The sequence below is a fragment of the Calothrix sp. FACHB-168 genome (assembly GCF_963889195.1).
Lineage (GTDB): Bacteria > Cyanobacteriota > Cyanobacteriia > Cyanobacteriales > Nostocaceae > Aulosira > Aulosira anomala_A.
The window spans coordinates 225,694-247,370 of sequence record NZ_CAWPNJ010000019.1; the positions used below are offsets into that span (position 1 = coordinate 225,694).

The window sequence follows — 21,677 nt, forward strand, 5'->3', positions numbered from 1 at the left end:
GATTAGTAATCTATTTAAGGAGTAGGTTCTGGAAGTTTATTAATAAATAAATCTAGGAAATCTTCTGCTTCTTGTGTAGATATCAAAGCTGATTGTTGTACATCATCTACTATAGTAATAGTAGCGCCTTCAGCTAGATTAGATAAAGCATCTACATGAGCATACCCTACATAGATTACAAAGTAATCAGTTAAATCTATAACTGATCCAACATCTTGCATAAGAGACATCAGTTTACTAGTAACAGGTAAGATAAATAAACCATCATCTACGTTCTGATAAATAGATTTAAATAATGCAAACAGAGTAAACTTCTGTGCATAGTAATTACCATTTATCTTGAATAAAGCATAGTAATTATCTACATTAGGATAGGTCTGTAATAGATCATAATTAGTATCTTCTGGATAGGCCATATCCAAAGTAATAATTCCAGGCATAATTTTATCTTCTTTATGTTTACGTTTATGTTTTCCAGCTTTAGCTTTAAAGCTTAGGATAGGAGAGTATTTCATTTATCTAATATATCCTTCTACTACAATTCCAATATCTTCTGCACTAGCAGGAGCATAATTACTAGCCGCTTGAAGAATAATAAACAACTCAGTATAAGTTTCAGATAACTGTCCACTCCATTCACCATGTTCAGAAGCAGCAACACTATTATCAATTAGAGTATAAGGATCTCCACAGGGAACAATAACTGCTCCTGTAATAGATACTTCATCTGGAACTGCTAGAGGAGCATTATCTTCTGTAACTGTAAATGGCTCATTAAACATAAACACATTTACAATAGGTAATATGCTTTGAGCAGTACCAAATATTACTTTGACATTAGTAATACTAAAGAAGTCTCCAGGTTGAGCTCCAAAGGTACTAAGGTCTATTGCTATAGGAGTAGTATTAGTAGGATTGGGTAAGAAACCCATAAGTTCTTGAGGGCCACCACCACTAGGAGTTCTATGTGTAATAGCATCTCCTATTGAGTATTGAGTTGTATCAGAAGGTCTAGAGAATCCAGTGAATAACTTAAACCCTCTAGGATTGTTAGTTACATTCACATCAAGACTATTAGATTTAATGGGCATAGTTTTTACCAAAGTTCTTTCATATTAAAGGTGCAATCAACAGATCCAGTTCCTCCTATAGGTCTGACTACTAGAACTATCTCTCTGTTAGTAGGTAAGTTAAATAAGAATGATTCAGTAGGAAGAAAATCTATTATGTTATTTGTAGTTCCTATAGGAATATTAGTTCTAAATAAAACTAAAGCATTAGCACTAGGAACATAGTTTATAGTAGAGTTCTTTGCTACTTCTAGAGAAGTCTCAGAAGCGGGCACATTAGTTGGAGTACCAAATGTTTGAGTAATAGTATTTAATGTTTCTAATATAAGCATTATCTCATGGACTCTAGTGACTGCACTTATGCTTATATTATATGGATGGGCAGTTACAGTATTAGCTCTACCTCTAAAAGTAGATTTCTTTCTCCAAGCTATGAGAGGTAAGTACTGGTTAGTAGTAGTAGCTGCTGTAGTTCTAAATTCACTAGTGATTCTAAAGTTAGTATCATGTTGACCATAGACACAGAACTGTCTACCTATTACAGCTAAACTACCAGCAGTAGTAGTACTACCATTTCTTATATCTACTGTAATAGGTAATTCACAAGTAGATATTAATCCTCCTCCAGTAGAAGGTTGAGTGTAATGTACAGGTACATTAACTAAACCAGTAGAAGTTGGAATAGAAATAATATATAAAACTCCACCAGAAGCTTGCCAACTAAATTGACCAATCCATATTAATCCTATATTAGTATAATCGTCTAAATTAATTCCACTAGAGCCATTACCATCTAATGTATCTATATTCCAACTAGATCTTCTAACAATAGTACTAATACTATTCTTTCTAGTACCAACATAATAAGAAGTTGAATCAACTCCAAAGTACATTCCATTCTGAGAATTGAGTAAGCCCCACTCAAATACTTGATTACCTACTGGTAATGCAGGTACTCTAACAGATACACTAAACTCTGCTTCTTTACCGCATACATAAACAGAAGATTGAACTGTTTCTAAAATAATTCTATCTGTACCAGTAGTAGTGGTTGTTAATACAATTTCTCCATTTATTTCAGTAACAGAAGCAGATGGATTACCAGTAATACTTACTATATCTCTAATAGAAGAAGTTCCATAACAAGAAGGACAGGAGAATACTATTTGTTTCTCAGCAGTTAGAAGCTCTCTGAAATCAGAAGTACTTAATCCTTGAGATAAGGGTAATGAATTAATACTAACGGGTTGAGTAGTAGTTCCTGTTGGATCTACTCTCATAGGATTAGCACTAGATCCTACTTCTACTGGAGTACCATTAGATAATTGTCTAAGAGTAACTCCTAATACCTTAGAGGTTCCTCCTGTATTATCTAAATCAACACTAAATAATTCATTACCTGTAGAATCCTTAAGAACACTATCAGTATTCCAAGTACCCGATTGTGTTGCAGATACACTTCCTGTAATGGGTTGGGAAGGAGAACCAATACCTGCTGATTGAACAGTTAAAACTCTACCTGAGTTGGTAATACCAGCAGTATCCCCACCAGATATTATTAGTCCTACAGAATTAGTAGAAAGCTTATTATTAATTGCAGATACAGTTGATTCTGTTGCTGCTCCAGTAGGTAATGAAACTGTTCCTGAAACATTAGTAATATTCCATGTACCTGACTGACTAACTGCTTGTGTACCACTAGGTATATTTCTAGTAATTAGTGCATAGTCACTACTACCTGGAGTAGTGTTAGTTATTTGAGTAGTATTAGTCCCATCAGTAATCTTAGTTAGCTGATTACCATTAGTTAGATTAACTAGATAATCAGCTAACTTTTTACTAATACTACTAAGCCAACCAATTAACCCACTACCTCCAGATTCTAAGGATTGTCCTGTAATAGGAGAACCATTATTACTAGTAACATCTATAGGAGTAGCCCTTAATTGAGTATTAGTAAGAATGTCATTACTAATACTTACTAATAAATCAGTAGTATCTTCTTCACTTAATGAGCCTAAATTAACACTAACTTTTGGCTCATTAACTGGATTGGTTTCGTTAGAGTTAATGCCCATTATTAAATAGCGGCTCCAATATGATATTTAATTACTGGAGTAGTACCAGTAATAGAAACTAGATTAACTCTAACCCATTTAACAGTAGAGTTCTTAATAAAGCTAATAGCTCCATCAGTAGCATCAGTAGAAGTTAGGATAGTTTGATATCCACCATCCCTTAAAGAAACTTGTATCTCTGCATTAATAGTTGATAGAGAACCGCTAACTACTTCTAATTGAATACATAGATTAGATAAACATCTACCTAAGTCATAACCTGCTCCTGTTGTAGGAGTATCAGTATTACCTAATAGAACACCTACTTCACTACCAGCTACATAGAGAGGAACTCCACCAGCTTTACCTTCAACTACAATATCTCCAGTAACATCAACTGTATTATTGATATCTACATCAATTGGGCCTGATACTAAAGCATTAATACCTGTTTTAACATCTAATAAGGTGGCTTCAGTAGCGGCACCTGTTGGGAGAGGTAATGATGTAGCACTAACATCTTGTGTTCCATAAGGGAAGTTACAAGTAATAACTGCTCTATCAGCTAGATTAAAACCATTCTCATCAATACTTGATAAGGTTTTAAAACCTTGAACAGTTATAGCTGCAAGAGTAGCTTGTCCTACTTCTGCTGTAGTTCCAGATAGTTCTACAACATTAATATTGCCTGTTACTGGCAATGGATTAAGAGAAGTTACATCACTTATCTGAACTGGTATAGCGTTATTAACAAGTGCGGGTAACTTAGTATCAATGCTATCTAATAATGTATTAGCATCATCTTGTTTAGCTTCTGTAGCGCTCCCATTAAGAGTCCCTAAATTAGCTGTTACTGTTCCACTAACAGGAAGATAACCAGGAGTAATCTGAAAAGGAAGTTTAGTATTAATTTCATCTAATAAATTAATTTCTTCTTCTTGATTAGCAGCAGTGGCATCTGAACTAGTATTAGCATCTACTTGTAACTTACCTGCAATAACTGTTAAACCGCTAGGTAGTTTACCATCTATAGAATTTAGTGAAGTATCTATTAAAGTTAAATCTGAGTGAATAGTATTTAAATTACTATTAACATCGGTAAGAAGTAAGTTGCCAACTTCCTGTAAAGAACTAGTTGCGGCTCCAATTGGTAAGGGTAAATCCAAAGCACTAATAGGAACTGGATTACCTTCATCATTACTAATTTCTAATTGTGTATTAGAAACAGTAACACTCATAGAACTAATATCTACAGGAATCCTACCACTAATTAAATCTGGTAGTTTTCCATCTATAGTTTCTAAATAGTTATTTGCTATAACCTGATTAGCAGCAGTAGCATCAGAAGAAGAAATAGTTTCTACTTGTAGCTTACCTGCAATAACTGTTAGACCATCAGGTATCTTATCACTTAATCCTTGAAGAGTTGTTTCTTTAGCTCCATCGCCTGAAGCTTGAATAGTTACTGAACCTAAATTACCGTTCTCATCAATGAGAACTACTGGCTCTGCCCATGTAACATTAGGAGCAGTCCCCAAAGGTATCTTTCTTGTAGTCATTATTACAAATAATAAAATACATCTATGTTTATAAACATAGATGTATTTTAAGGATTAATAGTATTCAATATAACTATTTAGAAATTAGGAAAGGTTGAAGTAGGAGGGGTGAAATTACTAGTATATCTAGCAATATCTTTAGTAATTCTTACATTATCTATCTTTCCAGAAAAAAATAAATCATTAAAATTGTTATTCCAAGCACCTATTAAAAGGTCTGGATGACTTGGATTCTGGGTACCAAAACTAAAACCTACTTGACTACCTACATTTACACCATCTACATATATTGTAAGAGTACTATCAGAACATACTACAGCTATATGCTGCCAAGTATTATTAGTAATTAATCCAGTAGAAGTAAGTAGATCAATTGTAGGATTAGTATTTGAAGACCTAGTAATAAACAGTCTTATAGAACCATTATTATTAATACTTAATACTAATCCAGTATTAGAACTTCTATATCCAGTATTATCAAATATAACATGTTCTGTATTTGCAGATAGATTGCATTTAATAAAAGCTTCTAAAGTAAAGTTACTCCCATCATGTAAAAATTTAAATTCGTCATTTGAGTTAGCAGTTATTCTTATATAATCATCTATACCATCTAAATTTAAACTAGCACTACCAAATTTAAAGTCAGAAGTAGTAAGAGAAGCTCCATTAAAAGAAGAAACATTATGTAGTTTTTCATCAACTATTGATGTACTTCCATTACTTCCATTGAAATAACTTAAGAATACTACGTTATCTATTGAAGAATCTGGAAGAGAAGACAGATAATTCAATGAAACTGCGTTAGTAATATTTACTAGCATTATTTATATTAATAAAATATTAGATTAAAGATAATATATTACTTTAAATAAAGTGTATTCAATATCTAGATCTTTAAATAGATTTAAATTGTTTTAGTTTATTAATACCTTCTCTTCTAGATATATGTTTTCTATTAGAAGAACTAGTACCTACTAGATGATTAGAGTGGACGGCGTTAACTGGAACATGAATATTAGAAGTGAGACCGCTTTGAATCATATATAGGTAACAATTATATATTGCGTTAGCTATAGCATCAGCAGTATCTTTACCATGTTCAGATCCTTTGGGGTGATCTACTCTACCATTAGGTAATTGAACTAAATTACATAATTCATATTCAAGAGTAGGTGACCATTGACTATCTCTAGGAAGGATAAGTAATCTTTGGTCTATTAAGGTTTTAGTAGTTGAGTAATAAAGTAATTGGTTAGCATTAGAAGTAGACATCTCTACTGTATTGATACCTTCTAAATGAAGCTTCTGAATAGCATGTTGGCTATTATAAGAATCAAAGGAACATGTCATTACTCTACGTGCTTTACATAATTCTATTAGCTTCTCTTCCATATCTAAGAAAGAGACTATTCTTTGGATACCTTTATTATTCTTATCTCTATCTATATAAGGTTTCCATACTAGAAGAGTAGATACTATTATTCCCCAAGTATTATCTATAAGTATTGGATTACATATAGCAAGGGCGGCGCTATCTTTCTTTACACCATAATCTACATGAGCAAATGAGTTACCTATAGTAAGTGGTTCTACTCTAGATAACTTAACACCTACATAATATCTAGTCTCTCCTAATTCATTAGTAGTATCTATTGGAACTTGTCTTCCATCTACTGAAGAGATACCTTTAAATGATTCTTTAACATTAGGTATTACCATAAAGGTTCCTTGTTTAAGAACCCTAATACCTTCATATTCAGTAGCAGCACTAATAGGATCTTTAATATAATCTTCTGAAGACTTAATAGATTCTTCAGACATATTAGGATTTAAATTAACATCCCAAGTACGTAGTCTTAAACCTAGAGTAGAAGAATCTCTAATAGCAACTTCTTCATATAATTTCTCTATATAATCTCCTGGTTCCCATGCAGAGGAAATAGCTATCTTATGCCCTTCTGCTCCAAATGTAATTGTATTATGAGAGATTATGGGATTACCTATGATGTTAGTATCTGGGATAGATAAAGCTATAGTTTCATCTTGTTTAAAATAGTCTACAGATTTAACTTCATCCCATCTTATAGATGAATTAACTAAATATTTTATAAGATCATCTTTTATATCTATACCCTTTAATAAAGATAAAGACATACAATGATTATCTCTTATGCCTCCATAACCTCTACCTAATAAATCAGACCAAGATAAATCATTATTAATTTTATATTCTTTAAATCTTTTAGTTAATCCTAAAGGTAATAAAGATAATCCATTCTTAGATTTATCTTTTCTCTCTAATACAATCTCAAGTAAATCAAGCTGTCTCTGTTCTTTAGAAGGTATTAATCCTATATTTGTATAAAAGTTAAGTATATTCTCTTTATCTCTAATTTCTAATACGTAACTAACTTTTCCATTAAAAGTATTAGTACTAAAGTATTTATTATTCTTTAGTCTAACATTAGAGAAAACATTAAATCTTAATAGTTCTCTTTGTAGAGAGATTATTAAATTTTTATTAGTAAGTCCAATACCAATATTCTTGGAATTAGTTATATAACCATCAGTAGCAAATAATCCTTTTATAAATTCTGCTAATACGTCATTAGAAGAAGAAATTATATCAGGGGGAATAAACTTTGTATAGGAAGTCTTTCCCATTAATCCTAATTCTCTAAGCCATTGTTTGAGAAGGTTAGGTTGAGAAGTACCTAATGATTTAACTGTATAATCATAGCTCTTAGACTTAGAGTAATTTACTAATTTATATCCCGGATATTCTTTATCTAAGATAGATTGAAAATCATCTATTATTTCTTTAGATACATTAGTAAATTTAATATGGTTCTGAGATATTCCCCCGTCTCCTATTAAATATCCCAATAATCTAGCTTTCTCTTTAGAAATAGAATTATTTGTTCCTTGATAAGGAACAGTAGTTAAAATAGCTAACCTATCTCCTATTTGTATATCTTTAAGTTCTATCCATTGAGGTTGATTATTATCTTGTCTCCAAACTAAGAAAGGGTGATTATCTGTATAATTACCTTCTAAACCCGTTCTAGTTTTAAGGGTATATATATCTTGTATTCCATTACTCTTTATAGAATAATTACTAGTAAAATAAGGAGTATATGTATTAGGGTCTAAAGTTAATATATCTATTCCTTCTCCATATCTTTCTAATAGCTCTTTATGGGTAATAGAGCATATAGAAGTATAAATAAGGTCATCTTTATACTGACACCCACGGCCAATATTTTCCCAAAGGTGGTCAGCTTTACTATTACCAAACTCATCATATTCAAAACGAGCCACCTCATCTAGTATTAAACATTTAAGAGAATAACCTACTAGAGATTTAGAGTTAGTATGCTTTGCATATATACCAATATTCTTATGGCGGCATCTTATTTCGTCAGTTAATATTTCTATCTTGCCAGCTTTCTCTAGAGATTTGAAATAATCAGAACCTTCTGCATACCCTCTAATAGAAGCAAATAGAGTTTCTTTAACTTGCTCGGCTGATTGAGATATTACAAATACAGCTATAGGAGAACCAGGTAAAAGTTTATAGTATTCTGCTGGATTATTTAACGTAATTAGCTTATAAAATTCTAATAATACTATGATAGATACCAATACCGTCTTCCCGCTTCTTCTGCCTGCTTCTAGCACTAGATTTCTATATTTTCTACCAGGAAGCCAAGTAGTTCTATCATTATCTCCCCAGCTATTTAATATTAATATTTCATCTTCTTCTAAAGGTTCTCCATAGAAAGCCTTCAATATAGCTCTTTGAGTAGGATAGAGTTTTACTTTACTGTTGAATAGTATCTCTTCTGCAAACTCTACTATTGATATATCTGCGGAGCTTTCTAATGAAGATATGCCTTCACTAATAAGGTCATTAAATAATGAGTCTAGAGAAAAGTCTTTCTTATAATTTGCCATTAGATAGTAGTTAGATAGCTGCTATCTATTTATATGAATTTAGTAGTTAGTAAAGGTAAGCGAAATATATGGCGAGATTGATAATTAATAGTTTAGGTGCATTAGGTAATGCTCTTTGGTACTTCATAACTTGGAGAAGATACAATGATCCTACAGGGATGTCTACTAAACCAAAAGAAGAGCATGAGGCAGTAGAAGAATGGTATGAGTATATAGACAATAATCCTGAAGGATATGCATCTAATATATATCCAGATAATGTATATCCATATGAAGAGTTTGTAGATAGAACTTATGAAGAGAATTTAGAGTGGGAACAAGAAATGTTTAAATGGAAGGAGTTAGAAGATGAATAAACCTAAGACATTAATCCAGTTATATAGAGAACATTACAAGGAAGTAGCAAATTTTCTTAAAGAGGAAGAGATACTAAACTTAGTTATAGCTGGCATAGTTATGGATAAAGAAAAGTTTCTCGAAGTTCTATTTGAAGTAGATAGAGAAGGAAAACCTGAAAGAGTTAAAGTAACTTACAAGGCTGCAATCAATAATCAACCTCTTGATTGTACTCAATGGATTAAAAGAAGTAAATTTAAAGACCTTACTGGAAACATATTCGGTATCTATTATAGAGATACTTATAATGATTCTCTTTTAGAGGGAGATAAAGTAAGTATTGAAATAAGTAATAGTGAAGGTGAACTATGTTCTCTAGAAGCAGAAATAATAAGAGTATTCTTAAATGATTCAGAGAATGGGGACAGTTATATTATTGTCAAAGAAATTTAAGAATAGGCGGCCTAACTAGCCGCCTATTTAGTTAGGAGAAATAAAATGAATTACGAAATATACTTAGATCTAATTAAAGAATTTACTCCTATACGGCATTAAATTAGCAGAGCATTTATATAATGACTGCACCTTGTATCTAGATCGTAAAAAGAAAAAATTAACTGATTACTTAAGCGTAGAAAGGAGTAGATATTAATGGCTAAACCTTGGGATCATGCAATAGAATCCTCTCGCAAATTTGGAGGCAAACCAGAGGATTATTTTGAGATTCATCAAATGATAGATAGCTCTAAATCAGCTCATGCAACTATGAAACATAGATGTGTATTTCATAATTCATTTGGCATATATCTTATTGAAAGAATATTTGGGATTAACATAACTAATAGCAATGGAAAGTTAGTTTCTGTAAGAGAAATAGCAGAGCTTCACGTTTTAAGTGACTTAGGAAAAATTCCTTCTCTAGATGATTGGATGAAAGAAATGGAACTTAAGCCTTGGATGGGTCAACCTACTAAAGTTGTTTACGAATATAAGTTGGGAGAGTAATAGAAGATCTAGGAAAGATACCCACTTTAAGTGATTGGTTAAATGAAATGAAACAAAGTAGTTGGCATGGTGCCCCAACTAAAATTACTTTTGAGTATAAATTAGGAGAATAGAATGCAAAGAGTATTGAGACATGAGTTAGACAACACAATAGACAAGTCTTTAAATGAAATTAAGTTAGCTCAAGAAGCAATAGGTAAATCAGTTCTTGAGTTAGTAGTAAAACAAGTTAGAGATGTAATAGAGTATTTGCCTGACTCAATAGTAGGTATTACATGGACACAATATACCCCATTCTTTAATGATGGAGATCCATGCACTTTTAGAGTTAATGATCCTCAATGGATTACTAAAGCTGAAGAGAATATAAATAATATCTTCAATGAATGGGTACTAGAAACTATAGATAAATATGGAGAAGATGTTATCCAAGTAGAAGGAATAGTAGAGCAATATATACTTCTTGATACCTGGAGCTGTTTCTATCAATACTTAAATAACGAAAGGATGTTCTTCTCTCCAGATAAAGAACAGTTATTTAATATTCTCCAAGATATAGAAGCTGCTTTATCTAGAATAGAAAGCTATCTAGAAGATGAGATGGGCGGGCATTCGGAAATTTACATATTCAAAGACAAGATAGTAGTAGAGGAATATCTTAATCATGATTGAAGGATTTAATTCAATTGAAGAGTACCATGAAGAACTCTGTGGAGTTATAGATAAGAATTGGAGTGAGCTTTTAGCAAAAGTTAGGACAGAAGTAGCTAATTTACTAAAGCTTTATTTCCTCGAAGTTAATGATGAAACAAGTATAGAAGGTATCACTTGGACTCAATATACTCCTTACTTTAACGACGGAGAAGAATGTGTATTCTCAATAGGAGATGTTTATTATCTATTGAGAAATGAATATGGTGGCTATGAGAATATAGGAATAGATGATTTTAATCCTAGGTTTAATCCTAATCCTATTACTGATGATGAACATAAGGATGCTGAATTAGAGAGCCGCCTTAAGTTATTACAAGAACTTCTCCATAAGAATGAAAGTTATTTCCAGATAGTATTTGGAGATCATGCAAGAGTATCAATAACAGCAGATAACTTGAGAGTAGAGAGATACGACCATGAGTAAATTTCTAGTAGAGATAGTAGAGATAGATCAAGTAGTTAAACATCCTGATGCTGATTCATTAGAGATTATCTCTATAAAGAATATGGGATATCAAGTAATCAGTAAGATGGGTAATTACAAAAGTGGCGACTTAGCTATTTACTTTCCTATTGATTCAGTAATACCTGACGACTTAGTTGAAGTCTTTGGTATTAGAGCCTACTATAATGGGAAAATTAGGGCGGCTAAGTTAAGAGGTATATTCTCAGAAGGATTACTAATTCCTATTGATATAATCAAAGCTATATTATCTAGCAAAGGAAGATTAGTATCTACTCCTGATGAAAAAGAGTATTACTTAAATAGCGATAATACTGCTTATGAACTTAGCATAGGAACAGATCTATCTCATTCTTTAGGAATTACTAAGTATGAATATCCCTTACCAACTCAAATGGGTGGGATAGCAGAGATGCCTGTAGGTCAATATAAATTCCCTAGTCCTGAGAACTATAAGAGATATAGTCATCTATTAGAGAAAGGTGAGTATATATTCCTAACCGAAAAAGTTCATGGTAGCCACCTTCTTTATGTACTAGACGAAGAAGGAATACCACATATAGGCAGTCACAATTACTTCTGGAAGATAGATGCAGAAGAGAATACTAACAATATATATGTGAGAGCTTATAAGGAGAATCCTAATCTAGCTAAAGTACCTAAAGGATACTGTCTCTATGGAGAGGTATATGGTAGTGGGGTACAAGATTTAAAGTACGGACTAAAGAATGGACAGATTAGGATTGCTGTCTTTGCGATCGCATATAAAAGAAAGATACTAAATATGAATGAGGTATCTGATTTATGTAGACAATGGGAACTACCAATGGTACCAGTTCTATATGAGGGGCCTTATTCAGATGAGATAGTTCAGTCTTTTAATAATGCTGATAGTTATCTATGTCCAGGGCAGATACAGGAAGGAGTAGTAATAGTTCCTAAGGAAGAGAGAAGTAGTTTAGAGATAGGTAGAGTGTGTCTGAAGTCTATCTCTGATAGATATTCTCTAAGAAAAGAAGGCACTGAACTACATTAATTGGATAGGCGGCTTAACTAGCCGCCTAATTAGTTAGGAGATAGATAAATGAAATGGGTATTAAGATGGGTTAATGGCTGGTATTCTTATTTCTTTGATCATCCTCAGGATACTGGACTATTAACATTATTTAACAAAAGAACTGATTTATTAGAATGTATTGATGATTGGCTAGAACAAGACGAATTACATAGAGTAAGTCCTCCTGAACCATACTTTGACCCTGATAATGTATTGCAACAGACACAGGAAGAATACGAACTATATATAGAAATCTACGCAGAGGAGCATGGACTAAATGAAGAAGGAGAATAGAGAACAAGCTAAGTTTCTCTTTAATTGTTTGCTAGATAAATTAAATGAAGAAGGTGGCGGCTACTTAGAAACTCTATATTTAGCATTAGAGAATCTAGATTTATTTGGAGAAGTATTAGCAGAATATGATTCTACTTTTAATAAAGGATTAGATATTAATAATACAGAAGATATATCTGTCTTTCTCTTAGAAGAAGAATTTAAAGCTAATTCATTTAAACTACAAGGTAATTATCTTTATCTATCAGGAGTTAATAAATTAATAAGTAATTACGAACCTATAACGATTACTATTACTTCTAGAAGAGAGACTCATAAGGTAGTAGGAAAGATAGAGAAGTGTAAGCCTGTAAAAGGTGGATATAACTATAGATTTATATTAGATAGATAAAAGTATAGGCGGCTTAACTAGCCGCCTAATTAATTTAAAGACAATAGTTTAATTAACTAATATGAGTGAGACTATTAAAAAGACATATTACTCTATTGAATATAAAGGTTCTCTTCTTACTATAGAAAAGCAATACGGAGGAGGTTATATATTCTCTACTAATAAAGATTATGAGCTATATCGAGTTGACACTTTTGAAATAGCTTATAGAAGTTTATTAGAAAGTCCAGTTTATTTATCATCTACTAAAGAATATCCCCAGCACAGTAAGTTTATTAACATTGAAGAATGTCAGGTGGTAAAAGTAGAAGATACGATTATTAGAGATATAGAAGCGGTTTATTATTTAAAACCATTAGATGTCACTAATGATCTTCTAGGTAGCTATAATGATCATTCTGATGGGGCCCCTAATATAGCTAAGATATTAAAAGGAGAAATAAAAAGTAAAGCCAGATATAGTAAAGGAGATATTATTCGTATCTATAGTACTGTTTATCAAGTAGAAAGAATATTATCTTTACCTAAAGGTCAATATGATATTTATCCTAATGCTCTAATAGCTATTGTCAAAGTAGTAGTGGCTGATAGTTTATTAGAAAGTAAGAGTTAAATTAATTCTCTTATCTAGTTCTACACCAGGTAAATCTTCTATATCTAATAGATTAAAAGCTTGTCTAAGTATATCTATATTTATATCTTTGTGCATTCCTAAATAATAAACATATGGACTTGAAAGTATAAATCTATTAGATCCTTCTCCATCTATAAGACTAGGAGCAACAGGAATTATTAAGTTTCCCTTTACTTGAGAAAATGAATAGAATCCTGAACTAATTGGATAGAGAAAGAAATAGTCAGTTATATCTAAATCATAGTCTTCTTCTGAAGTGGCTCCATTTATTAATAACTGCTCTCTATTAGGGATTAATGAAGGAGATGATCTTAAAGTATGAACCCTAAGAGGATAGAAAGGAGTTCCTTCTTTAGATACATCTCTTTCTAGAGAACTAACATTAATAGTAATTAAAGACTGATCTTCTAAAGTAGATACTCTATTAGCACTATAATCTTTATCTTTATTAAATAAAAGTTTATTAATGCCAACACTATATAAACCTATCAATATTAGTAATGTCTTAGTAGAAGAGTAAGTATCATATTGTAAATAATAATAATCTAATACTTTAGATTGCAATACTAAAGTTCTATCTAGAATAGAATTACCATACACCCCTGAATGATTAGATACTTTATATAACAACAACCCATCCTTATCATATACAGAGTAAGGATGGTCTAAGTTAATAGAAGAAGATTCCCTAAATGAATTATCTCCTTCAGTAATATTAAATGATAAATCAGTTGGAGTTATTACTACTATCTTATCTGGATGATTTAATATTCTATGTATATATATAGAAGGATCTAATTCTTTATATATAACTAAAGATAAGAAATTATTTAAATTACCAAAAGATTGTATTAGGTTAGGAAATCTTTTACTTAAAGTAAAACCTACTTTGTCATATAAATCTGTCATTAGAGAATCCTAGTAGAAACAATGAAGCTAGTATTGTGGGTAAATGTAACCCCATTAGCAATTGTATAAGGAGCAAGTACTAAAGGTTCTACTTTAATAAGTGTGCCTATAGTAGAACCTCTATTATTACCATTAGATGCACTAGCTCCTAATACATCTGCTCCTCTTGCATAACAAATATGTGAGGCGGGCCCTATACTTCCACCATTTGCTGTAAATGTACTAGTTACTGTAACAGTAATAACTCTATTTATAAGATCTTCACTAGAAGTAGAAGTAGTAATGATATTTCTTTTATATCCATATAAATTAGTGGCTCCTATTTCCTGAGCAACTGCATTACTCATAGTAAGACTTAATCTATTATTCAGTTCAGTAGGAGTAGGACTATCAGTAATGCCTAAAGAAGGCATCTGAATTAGAAAAGATACTAGATTTATCTTTATATAATCTTCTACTAATCTAGTTCTAAATTGATTTGTATATATACTTATCATGATATGTGAATTGTTTCTTCTGTACTACTTGTTGAAGTATTAATAGTATATGTTTGTACTCCTCTATATCCTATTAGAGTTATAGAAGGATCTAATAATTTAGCATAGGGAATTAACTGCTGAATTAACGACAGTCCATATTCATGAGGCTTTATAGGAGATAGAAAAGCAGTACCATTACTTCTCTCATACATATAAAAAGTAAGATATGGAAAGTAATTATTATTAGTCTTATATCCAGTAAAGGTTCCTATCTGATGGAGATATCCACTAGCAGGATAATAACCTATAGAATCTAATATACATTCTTCTATCTCTATTTCCCCTTCTAAAGGAAATCCCAAAGGGAAATCTAATTGCATAGGAGGCAAAGGAGATGTATAGAGCTTAGTATAGGGCCCATATAATCCTAATAAGTCCTGGTACTCATATAAAATTAGTTCCTTGCGAGTGACTAATCTACCAGTAAAATAAAAACCCGGTAGAAAATTATGAGTATATCTATCAGATATCACTACTAAATTAGTATTCCATTCTTCTATTCGACTGTTATATATATAAAACTTATCTGGATAATTAATATTAATAGAATTAGTATTAACATCCCAGGAATATACTTTAGGTAATTTAGAACTTAGTTTAGTAGTAGTTCCTATATTAACTGGCACATATAGAAATTTACTATCTGTAATAGTATTCTTACCAGTAATAGATTTATAGAACTCATAGTTTAATTGGCCCTCTAAAGGAACGATACCTACATATCTATAATCCTCATTCAATATTATTTCAATAGCTTTCTCCCCAAGAAATAACTTAACAGGCTCTACAAAAGTAAATCTATCCCTTTTAGGATACTCTAAATATTTAAGATTCTGTTTTCTTACTATTCTTAGATAAGGAGTCAGATTATCTAACTCAATAGGAATAAAGTTATTTATCCCCCTACTAGCTAAGTCATCTATATTAAGTTGTAACTCAGTAGCTATATCATATGTCATTTAGGTTTTCTCCAGAATTTACCATTAGGTAATCTAATCTCTTCTATAGAATCTAAAGGTATTTCTCTATCATCTAATCTATCATCAAAAGGTCTAAAAGTAAGAGTAGGATCATGGATATTAACGTTAATAGCCTTAGCAATAATAGTTTCAGTATTAGTAGTTATATTAAATTGACCTCTAGGTATGAAAATACCAGCGTAACCAGATTCTAATATAAAGTTAGTTACCGGATGAAGATTATTTATACTATTAATAGTTTGGTTAGTTTGTGCTTGTCCAGTAAAAGAACTATTATTAAAAGCTGCTCTACCTTCAGAGGGAAAAGGAATTCCACTGAACCCAGCAAATCTAGCATGAACTTCTGCTATTCTTCTTTTGTTCTCTATTAACTGCAATTCTAATTTAACTGTTTTACTAAACTCTTCTGCAAATCCAGTTCTTATTACTACTTGATCTACAGTATTAGGTTTAGAAACTCTAATAGCAGATATAGCTTTTTGTAATGGAGTAGGCCCAGGAGAACTCTTAGGAGATGGAGGTATATATGTTGTATTAGGATTCTTTTTCTTTTCTTCTTCCTCTTTCTTATCATAAAGGATAACTGATCTAACATATTGAAAAGATCCATATCCTACACCTAATGAAAGAGAAGCTGCTCCTGCTAATTGAAGTAAAGGATTACTTAATAACCTAATTGGATTTAATTGAACCCTATTAGAAACTAATCCTCCTACTACTTTTTCACTAGTACTATTAACTGAGTTAGTTAAATCATAAGTTTTATTAGGAACTACTATAGAAGGAGGTGGAGCTGGAGGTGGAATAGGAGGTGGGAGAGGTGGCTCAACTTTGTTAACTGTAGTATTAGTAGTCTCTATGGGAGTGGGGTCAGGATTAACATCAGGAGCAGCTTCTTCAATAGGAGAGTTCCATATATCTAATTCTGCTGGCTGATCAATAGCAGGTGTAGGTTTAATACCATTTGCCTCCTTAGCCGCCTCATAGATATTATCTAAGTCATCAGAAATATTTCCTAACTCTACTAGTTCTGGATCTTGAGCAACTACTGGCTGCTGTATAACAATAGGTTCCTCTATTACAGGTGTAACTTCAGGTGGAGTAAAATCCTCAAATGTTGTAGTAGTAGGTGTTTCTTGAACTGCTACTGAAGCTTCCGTCTCATTAATTACTGGAGTAGTCTCCTGTATAGCATCTGATTCTTGTTTATACTCAGCTAATACTTCTTCTGAATTAACTTTAGGTGGTTCATCGATTACTTTAGGTACTGCATCTTCATTTACTACAGGGATAGGAGGTTCTTCTACAGGAACAGAAGTATCAATTGGATTAGGATTAGGCGCTTCGGGATTTATTTCCCAGGGTGGTTTAGGAGCAGGAGGCAATAACTCAGAAGGTTTAGGTACTTCTTCTGGTTGAATTATAAATTCATCTATAGCTTTCTGGAACTCATCTGTCTGTATAACAGGATCTATATCTAATGAAGAGTTAGTAGGAGTAAGAGTATATAGACCATCGCCATCAATCTGTCCAGTCTCTAATAATAATCTTCTTTCTGCAAGAACATTATCTAATCCATCTGCTACTTGTTTACTAACTATCTTCTCAACTACGTCTCCTTTATTATTTGTATAAGTTACTCTATATTTACCTGTTGCTTCATATTTTATAGGACTCCCTATAGCATTTCTCGCTATAACCTTTCTGTCTGGAACTATCTTTGTTGGATTAATGGCATCATTTATTATAGATATATCTTCATTAATTGCTAGTATTTCTTCTTTAACTTTATTATTAATAGGAACATACTCTTTAACTTCTTTACCCTTTTTCTTAACTACCCTAACTTCTCTAAAGTTAGCTTCAGATGGTTGATAAGGTGTACCAGCTTTTTCTTGTATAGTCTTTCTATAATTAAGATCTTGTAATTTAAACTGCTCTAATCTTTCTTCCCTGGCTTGTTTCTTAGCTAATGCTTCATCTAAAGATTGTTCTAGATCAGAAGTTCTAGAATCTACTTCATTCTCTATAGTTCTTCTAGAAGCATATCTAGTAGTAGTTCCTTGTTCTACTATTTCCTGAAATTCCGCATTAGTAATAGACTGCTTAAATTCTTTACCAGCAGAGTTTTTATATGTAATTAGTACATTATCATCAGAACTAGTAGAAAAGCCTACTATATCTGAGTCAGATGGAATGAAATCTAACTCTCCTGATTGAAGTACTTTATTTATCCTTACAGACTCTTCTGCACTTAGATCTACTGCTTTTAAATTACCAGAGGTATCTTTATAAGAATATCTATAAGTAGGTGTAGTTGATGCTGTTGATGGTACAACAGCAACATCGGGTACTACATCTGGAGGAATAGTGGCTACAATTTCCTTTACTGGATCTGGCGGAGGTGTAGATGGAGGTTTAGGAGCACTTGAACTCGAAGTTGTATTCTTAGCTACAAAACTATCTATAAAATCTACTTCTGCTTTATTAGAAGTAGATCCTCCAGTTTTATAATTAGGATAGCTAGTATTAGTATTAGTTCTTTTATTAAATACATTTATACCATTAACACTATCTTCATATTGAATCTGAACTATATCTCCTTTCTTACCGGATATAACACCAGTTGAATCTTTCTGTAATTCAAACTCATAAGTTCTAGCAGGAGTTCCTGAAGCTTTTCCTACTCCTTCTGGAATATCTGATTTAAGAGTTGCACTAGGAGGTGTAGGGTTAGTTGGTTTAGCTGTACCTGGTTTATATGGAGCAGGAGGACTCTGTGAATAAAGACTATTCTTAAAACTACCAACAACATCTGTAGATTCACTATTCTGATAGAAGAAGTTATCAAGAAAGTCTTTCTCTTGTGAATCAGGTTTTATAGTATTGATAGAACCAGTTTTATTATCAGGGGTTTGGTAAGTAATCTTTCTCTTAACAGAACTTCCTGAAATAGAACCACCTGAATTATTACCAGATACCTCATATGTGAATTTAGTACCAGCAGGAAACTTATCTATCCTTCCAACTGAGGAAGCCATATCTTCTTGTAGAGTACCCTCGAAAGTATATTTGAAATTACCACCAGTATCAACTTCAGTAATAGCCCTACTACTAGTTCCTTTAGGAATAGTACTTGTACTACTACTAGTAGAACTAGTGGTAGATGTTTTAGGAGGAGATGAAGGTGTAGAAGTAGAGGGAGATTTAACTTCTGGGTCTGGAGTAGTAGTTCTTTCTACTGGAGTTGGAGGGGGTGGTGTTCTAATAGCTACTACCTTTTCTATAATCTCTTTAATAGATTCATCATCAGGAGGTAGAACTATTTCTACTGATTCAGGAGTAGCAGGTGCATAATCTTCAAATTTAATGACAGCTTTACCTTCACTGTTTCTAGAAACCTTAATGTTATTATTAGCTGGAATAGTATACTCAACTCCATCTACTCCTTTAATACTTATATCTTTATCAAAACTAACATCAGTAGATACATCTGCTTCTATATCTGCAAACTTAGCTGCCTGACTAACTCCTGATCCAGATACTTTAACAGAAGTATATTTACTAAGAGCTTGTCCAAAAGTTATAGGAGCTGGTCTATTTTTATATAATCTTCCTAAAGTAACTTTATTAACTATACCTGTAGTAAGGGGACTAAAGAAAGATTCATCAAAAGCTTTAACAGCTCCACCTAAAGCATTTAATTCGGCTCCTGGAGCTTTACCTACAGTACCAACAGCTTTTAATACTCCTGATATAGGGTCTGCTACAAAGCCCCCAACTTTTAACACACCACTAGCTAACTTAGCAGAAGCACCAGTCCCTTGAGCAGCAGTCGTTAGAGCTTTACTTATACCTAAAGCTCTAGCAGGATACTTAGCTAAACTAGCAGCAGGAAGAACAGTTAATAGTAACTCTAGGTCGCTAGCATTATTACCTAGATCATTTCCTTGACCTTGATCTATAAGGCGTTTAATTCTAGTCCCAGTGTCAAAACAAATAAGAGCAGCTAAACCAGCAGTTAAACCTAAAGTGGCTCCACTAGCTCCTATTGTAGTAGCGCAACCTATTGCTGATCCAACAAGTACTACATGATTTTTAATAGCAGTGGCCGCATCACCATACTTTCTTCCAGATAGATTCTTAAATTCCTTTTCACTAATCCTATCTATATAAGTAGAACCATCAGAAGTACCCCTAACAAAATACTCTGTTATAGTTTGTCCAGTATTAGGATCTACATAAGTAATTTTATTAACTAATACTTCTCTACCATTAGCATCAACAGCAGCAAACTCTTCTACCTTACCTAAAGCTTTACCGTTACCATCTTTTCCTTCAGCTAAAGCTATAATCTCACCTAATCTTTTCATTAAAGCTACATCAGCTTTAATCCTATTCTTTTTATCTAATGCCGCATTCTCTTCTTTCTGTAACTGAATAGCAGCAGTTAGATCATTATTTAGATTAATAGGAATCTTACTAACTAATCCCATATCAGATACTTCTAATTGAAGTGTATACCAAGTTCTATCAGAACGTTGTTGATATACTTCCATAGATTTGACTATGGCTTTGAATTTAGGATTACCATTAGCAGCTCTTATTACTGAATCTTCTTTACTAGGACTAGTTAATGTTCTATATTTACTTGAGTTGATTTCTACTTCCATTTCTACACCTTGTAGAATTGCAAAGTTATAAAACTCTTGTAAATCTCTATAAGAATCTACTAAAGTAGCTAGACTATTTAATTCAGCTAAAGAAGATGCAGTATTATCAAATATACTTCTATTACCAACCTGTTCCCAAGGAGCTTTATCTGGATCTGCATATGGTTTAGCTCCATCTCCACCAGCAAAAGCGCCGACCATAGTAACTAATAAAGTATCCATACCTAGATTCTGAAATACAGGTTGGAAGCCTACAGTTTTAAACTTAGCTAGATTAGGAATTATTTTAAAAGATAATCCAGGCATTACATTAGGAACATCTCTACTACCTTGCATAGGTAAGGTAGAGTTAATAGCTGGTAGTAAAGTTAAGTAAAACTCTTTATCAGTTATTTGAGTATTATTAACTGGGCCCGCACTTGGGTTATTAAAATTAGGATCATCAGCTTTCTTTAGAGTTCTAAATCTAACACCCCAAGTATCTCTAGGTTTTTCTGGTGTATCTTTTACTTCTTTAGGAAGTTCAGATTTATCTGGTTTATTAGGATTGCCGCTCTGACCTAAATCAATAGAAGGAGTTCTCTTAGTATCTACATTAAGTAAAGGTTTAGTTGAAGCCTTATTTAACTTTAACCATCTACTAGTAATAGACTGCAACTCTGATATAGCTTTAGGTAATACAGCTATATCTTTCTGAAATAGTGAAGAATTAAAATCCTGATTACCTTTAACTCTTGCATATACTAAGTTGAAATTATTATAGGTATTTAGAATATTATTTATATCAAATAAATTATCTGATACCTCGCTTTCTCCTAGAGTATTAGCTAAAGGGAAGTATGATAGGCTATTTAACAAAGCTGAGTAAACAGAGTCTAAAGCTGTAGGAAGATTCCCATATCTTTGATAATCTAAAGAAGTGTTATCTATTGAACCTTCATATAGTTTTCTTATTCTTCCTATTATTCCTTCTTTATTAGTGTAAGCATCCCATTTCTTAGCTTCATTAATTAGTGATTCTCTAGTATCAGTCATA

General features: G+C 32.3%; 19 protein-coding genes. 9 read left to right on the plus strand and 10 right to left on the minus strand.

The window, feature by feature from the left end; genetic code table 11:
* Nucleotides 1–14: 14 nt before the first annotated feature.
* The 6 genes from AACW45_RS12195 to AACW45_RS12220 form a co-directional block, all read right to left on the minus strand.
* Nucleotides 15–515, minus strand: coding sequence for a hypothetical protein (locus AACW45_RS12195; RefSeq protein ID WP_190628072.1), 501 nt, complete (start codon nt 513–515; stop codon nt 15–17).
* Nucleotides 516–1,091 (minus strand): hypothetical protein, encoded by a 576-nt coding sequence (locus AACW45_RS12200; RefSeq protein WP_190628074.1) that lies wholly within the window; start codon nt 1,089–1,091, stop codon nt 516–518. It abuts the gene before it with no gap.
* A gap of 5 nt (nt 1,092–1,096) precedes the next feature.
* The gene (locus tag AACW45_RS12205; protein WP_190628076.1) at nt 1,097–3,148 is read right to left on the minus strand and encodes a hypothetical protein; all 2,052 of its coding nucleotides are present in this window, start codon (nt 3,146–3,148) and stop codon (nt 1,097–1,099) included.
* Between the two features lie 2 nt (nt 3,149–3,150).
* Nucleotides 3,151–4,686 (minus strand): hypothetical protein, encoded by a 1,536-nt coding sequence (locus AACW45_RS12210; protein ID WP_190628077.1) that lies wholly within the window; start codon nt 4,684–4,686, stop codon nt 3,151–3,153.
* Nucleotides 4,687–4,763: 77 nt separating this feature from the next.
* The gene (locus AACW45_RS12215) at nt 4,764–5,510 is read right to left on the minus strand and encodes a LamG domain-containing protein (RefSeq protein WP_190628079.1); all 747 of its coding nucleotides are present in this window, start codon (nt 5,508–5,510) and stop codon (nt 4,764–4,766) included.
* Between the two features lie 73 nt (nt 5,511–5,583).
* Nucleotides 5,584–8,646 carry an LAGLIDADG family homing endonuclease gene (locus tag AACW45_RS12220; protein WP_190628081.1) on the minus strand — a complete coding sequence of 1,021 codons (3,063 nt, stop codon included), beginning with the start codon at nt 8,644–8,646 and terminating at the stop codon, nt 5,584–5,586.
* A 68-nt stretch (nt 8,647–8,714) separates the two neighbouring features.
* Between AACW45_RS12220 and AACW45_RS12225 the strand changes: the two genes are divergently transcribed.
* The 9 genes from AACW45_RS12225 (at nt 8,715) to AACW45_RS12265 (ending at nt 13,519) form a co-directional block, all read left to right on the plus strand.
* Nucleotides 8,715–9,002, plus strand: a complete 288-nt coding sequence (locus tag AACW45_RS12225; RefSeq protein WP_190628083.1) for a hypothetical protein — start codon at nt 8,715–8,717, stop codon at nt 9,000–9,002.
* Nucleotides 8,995–9,435, plus strand: a complete 441-nt coding sequence (locus tag AACW45_RS12230; RefSeq protein ID WP_190628085.1) for a hypothetical protein — start codon at nt 8,995–8,997, stop codon at nt 9,433–9,435. Before AACW45_RS12225 ends, AACW45_RS12230 begins: the two co-directional genes overlap by 8 nt.
* A 198-nt stretch (nt 9,436–9,633) precedes the next feature.
* Nucleotides 9,634–9,987, plus strand: a complete 354-nt coding sequence (locus tag AACW45_RS12235; protein ID WP_199330923.1) for a DUF6915 family protein — start codon at nt 9,634–9,636, stop codon at nt 9,985–9,987.
* A 114-nt stretch (nt 9,988–10,101) separates the two neighbouring features.
* A complete protein-coding gene (locus AACW45_RS12240; protein ID WP_190628087.1) occupies nt 10,102–10,659 on the plus strand; it encodes a hypothetical protein in 558 nt (185 codons plus the stop codon).
* Complete coding sequence (locus AACW45_RS12245; RefSeq protein WP_190628090.1) at nt 10,652–11,125, plus strand: hypothetical protein; 474 nt, start codon at nt 10,652–10,654, stop codon at nt 11,123–11,125. The genes AACW45_RS12240 and AACW45_RS12245 overlap by 8 nt, the downstream gene beginning before the upstream one ends.
* Nucleotides 11,118–12,200, plus strand: a complete 1,083-nt coding sequence (locus AACW45_RS12250) for an RNA ligase family protein (protein WP_190628092.1) — start codon at nt 11,118–11,120, stop codon at nt 12,198–12,200. The genes AACW45_RS12245 and AACW45_RS12250 overlap by 8 nt, the downstream gene beginning before the upstream one ends.
* A 48-nt stretch (nt 12,201–12,248) precedes the next feature.
* The gene (locus AACW45_RS12255; RefSeq protein WP_190628094.1) at nt 12,249–12,515 is read left to right on the plus strand and encodes a hypothetical protein; all 267 of its coding nucleotides are present in this window, start codon (nt 12,249–12,251) and stop codon (nt 12,513–12,515) included.
* Nucleotides 12,499–12,906: a hypothetical protein gene (locus AACW45_RS12260; protein ID WP_190628096.1), complete on the plus strand. Its 408-nt coding sequence runs from the start codon at nt 12,499–12,501 to the stop codon at nt 12,904–12,906. The genes AACW45_RS12255 and AACW45_RS12260 overlap by 17 nt, the downstream gene beginning before the upstream one ends.
* 61 nt (nt 12,907–12,967) lie before the next feature.
* A complete protein-coding gene (locus AACW45_RS12265) occupies nt 12,968–13,519 on the plus strand; it encodes a hypothetical protein (RefSeq protein WP_190628098.1) in 552 nt (183 codons plus the stop codon).
* On the opposite strand, the gene AACW45_RS12270 is transcribed toward AACW45_RS12265, so the two are convergent.
* Genes AACW45_RS12270 through AACW45_RS12285 form a run of 4 tightly spaced genes read right to left on the minus strand, consistent with a single transcriptional unit; the run spans nt 13,502 to nt 21,676 of the window.
* Nucleotides 13,502–14,449, minus strand: a complete 948-nt coding sequence (locus tag AACW45_RS12270; protein ID WP_190628101.1) for a hypothetical protein — start codon at nt 14,447–14,449, stop codon at nt 13,502–13,504. The genes AACW45_RS12265 and AACW45_RS12270 overlap by 18 nt on opposite strands.
* On the minus strand, nt 14,449–14,946 hold the full coding sequence (locus AACW45_RS12275; RefSeq protein ID WP_190628103.1) for a hypothetical protein: 498 nt from the start codon (nt 14,944–14,946) through the stop codon (nt 14,449–14,451). The genes AACW45_RS12270 and AACW45_RS12275 overlap by 1 nt, the downstream gene beginning before the upstream one ends.
* Nucleotides 14,943–15,947 carry a hypothetical protein gene (locus AACW45_RS12280; protein WP_190628105.1) on the minus strand — a complete coding sequence of 335 codons (1,005 nt, stop codon included), beginning with the start codon at nt 15,945–15,947 and terminating at the stop codon, nt 14,943–14,945. The genes AACW45_RS12275 and AACW45_RS12280 overlap by 4 nt, the downstream gene beginning before the upstream one ends.
* Nucleotides 15,944–21,676, minus strand: coding sequence for a hypothetical protein (locus AACW45_RS12285; protein ID WP_190628107.1), 5,733 nt, complete (start codon nt 21,674–21,676; stop codon nt 15,944–15,946). Before AACW45_RS12285 ends, AACW45_RS12280 begins: the two co-directional genes overlap by 4 nt.
* Nucleotide 21,677 lies beyond the last annotated feature (1 nt).

Excerpts from the sequence above, each read along its gene's own strand:
- AACW45_RS12265 (WP_190628098.1), top strand. The coding sequence starts at position 12,968 with ATGAGTGAGACTATTAAAAAGACATATTACTCTATTGAATATAAAGGT.
- AACW45_RS12220 (WP_190628081.1), bottom strand. The coding sequence starts at position 8,646 with ATGGCAAATTATAAGAAAGACTTTTCTCTAGACTCATTATTTAATGAC.
- AACW45_RS12260 (WP_190628096.1), top strand. The coding sequence starts at position 12,499 with ATGAAGAAGGAGAATAGAGAACAAGCTAAGTTTCTCTTTAATTGTTTG.
- AACW45_RS12230 (WP_190628085.1), top strand. The coding sequence starts at position 8,995 with ATGAATAAACCTAAGACATTAATCCAGTTATATAGAGAACATTACAAG.
- AACW45_RS12195 (WP_190628072.1), bottom strand. The coding sequence starts at position 515 with ATGAAATACTCTCCTATCCTAAGCTTTAAAGCTAAAGCTGGAAAACAT.
- AACW45_RS12255 (WP_190628094.1), top strand. The coding sequence starts at position 12,249 with ATGAAATGGGTATTAAGATGGGTTAATGGCTGGTATTCTTATTTCTTT.
- AACW45_RS12205 (WP_190628076.1), bottom strand. The coding sequence starts at position 3,148 with ATGGGCATTAACTCTAACGAAACCAATCCAGTTAATGAGCCAAAAGTT.
- AACW45_RS12225 (WP_190628083.1), top strand. The coding sequence starts at position 8,715 with ATGGCGAGATTGATAATTAATAGTTTAGGTGCATTAGGTAATGCTCTT.
- AACW45_RS12245 (WP_190628090.1), top strand. The coding sequence starts at position 10,652 with ATGATTGAAGGATTTAATTCAATTGAAGAGTACCATGAAGAACTCTGT.
- AACW45_RS12200 (WP_190628074.1), bottom strand. The coding sequence starts at position 1,091 with ATGCCCATTAAATCTAATAGTCTTGATGTGAATGTAACTAACAATCCT.
- AACW45_RS12280 (WP_190628105.1), bottom strand. The coding sequence starts at position 15,947 with ATGACATATGATATAGCTACTGAGTTACAACTTAATATAGATGACTTA.
- AACW45_RS12270 (WP_190628101.1), bottom strand. The coding sequence starts at position 14,449 with ATGACAGATTTATATGACAAAGTAGGTTTTACTTTAAGTAAAAGATTT.
- AACW45_RS12235 (WP_199330923.1), top strand. The coding sequence starts at position 9,634 with ATGGCTAAACCTTGGGATCATGCAATAGAATCCTCTCGCAAATTTGGA.
- AACW45_RS12275 (WP_190628103.1), bottom strand. The coding sequence starts at position 14,946 with ATGATAAGTATATATACAAATCAATTTAGAACTAGATTAGTAGAAGAT.
- AACW45_RS12250 (WP_190628092.1), top strand. The coding sequence starts at position 11,118 with ATGAGTAAATTTCTAGTAGAGATAGTAGAGATAGATCAAGTAGTTAAA.
- AACW45_RS12215 (WP_190628079.1), bottom strand. The coding sequence starts at position 5,510 with ATGCTAGTAAATATTACTAACGCAGTTTCATTGAATTATCTGTCTTCT.
- AACW45_RS12285 (WP_190628107.1), bottom strand. The coding sequence starts at position 21,676 with ATGACTGATACTAGAGAATCACTAATTAATGAAGCTAAGAAATGGGAT.
- AACW45_RS12210 (WP_190628077.1), bottom strand. The coding sequence starts at position 4,686 with ATGACTACAAGAAAGATACCTTTGGGGACTGCTCCTAATGTTACATGG.
- AACW45_RS12240 (WP_190628087.1), top strand. The coding sequence starts at position 10,102 with ATGCAAAGAGTATTGAGACATGAGTTAGACAACACAATAGACAAGTCT.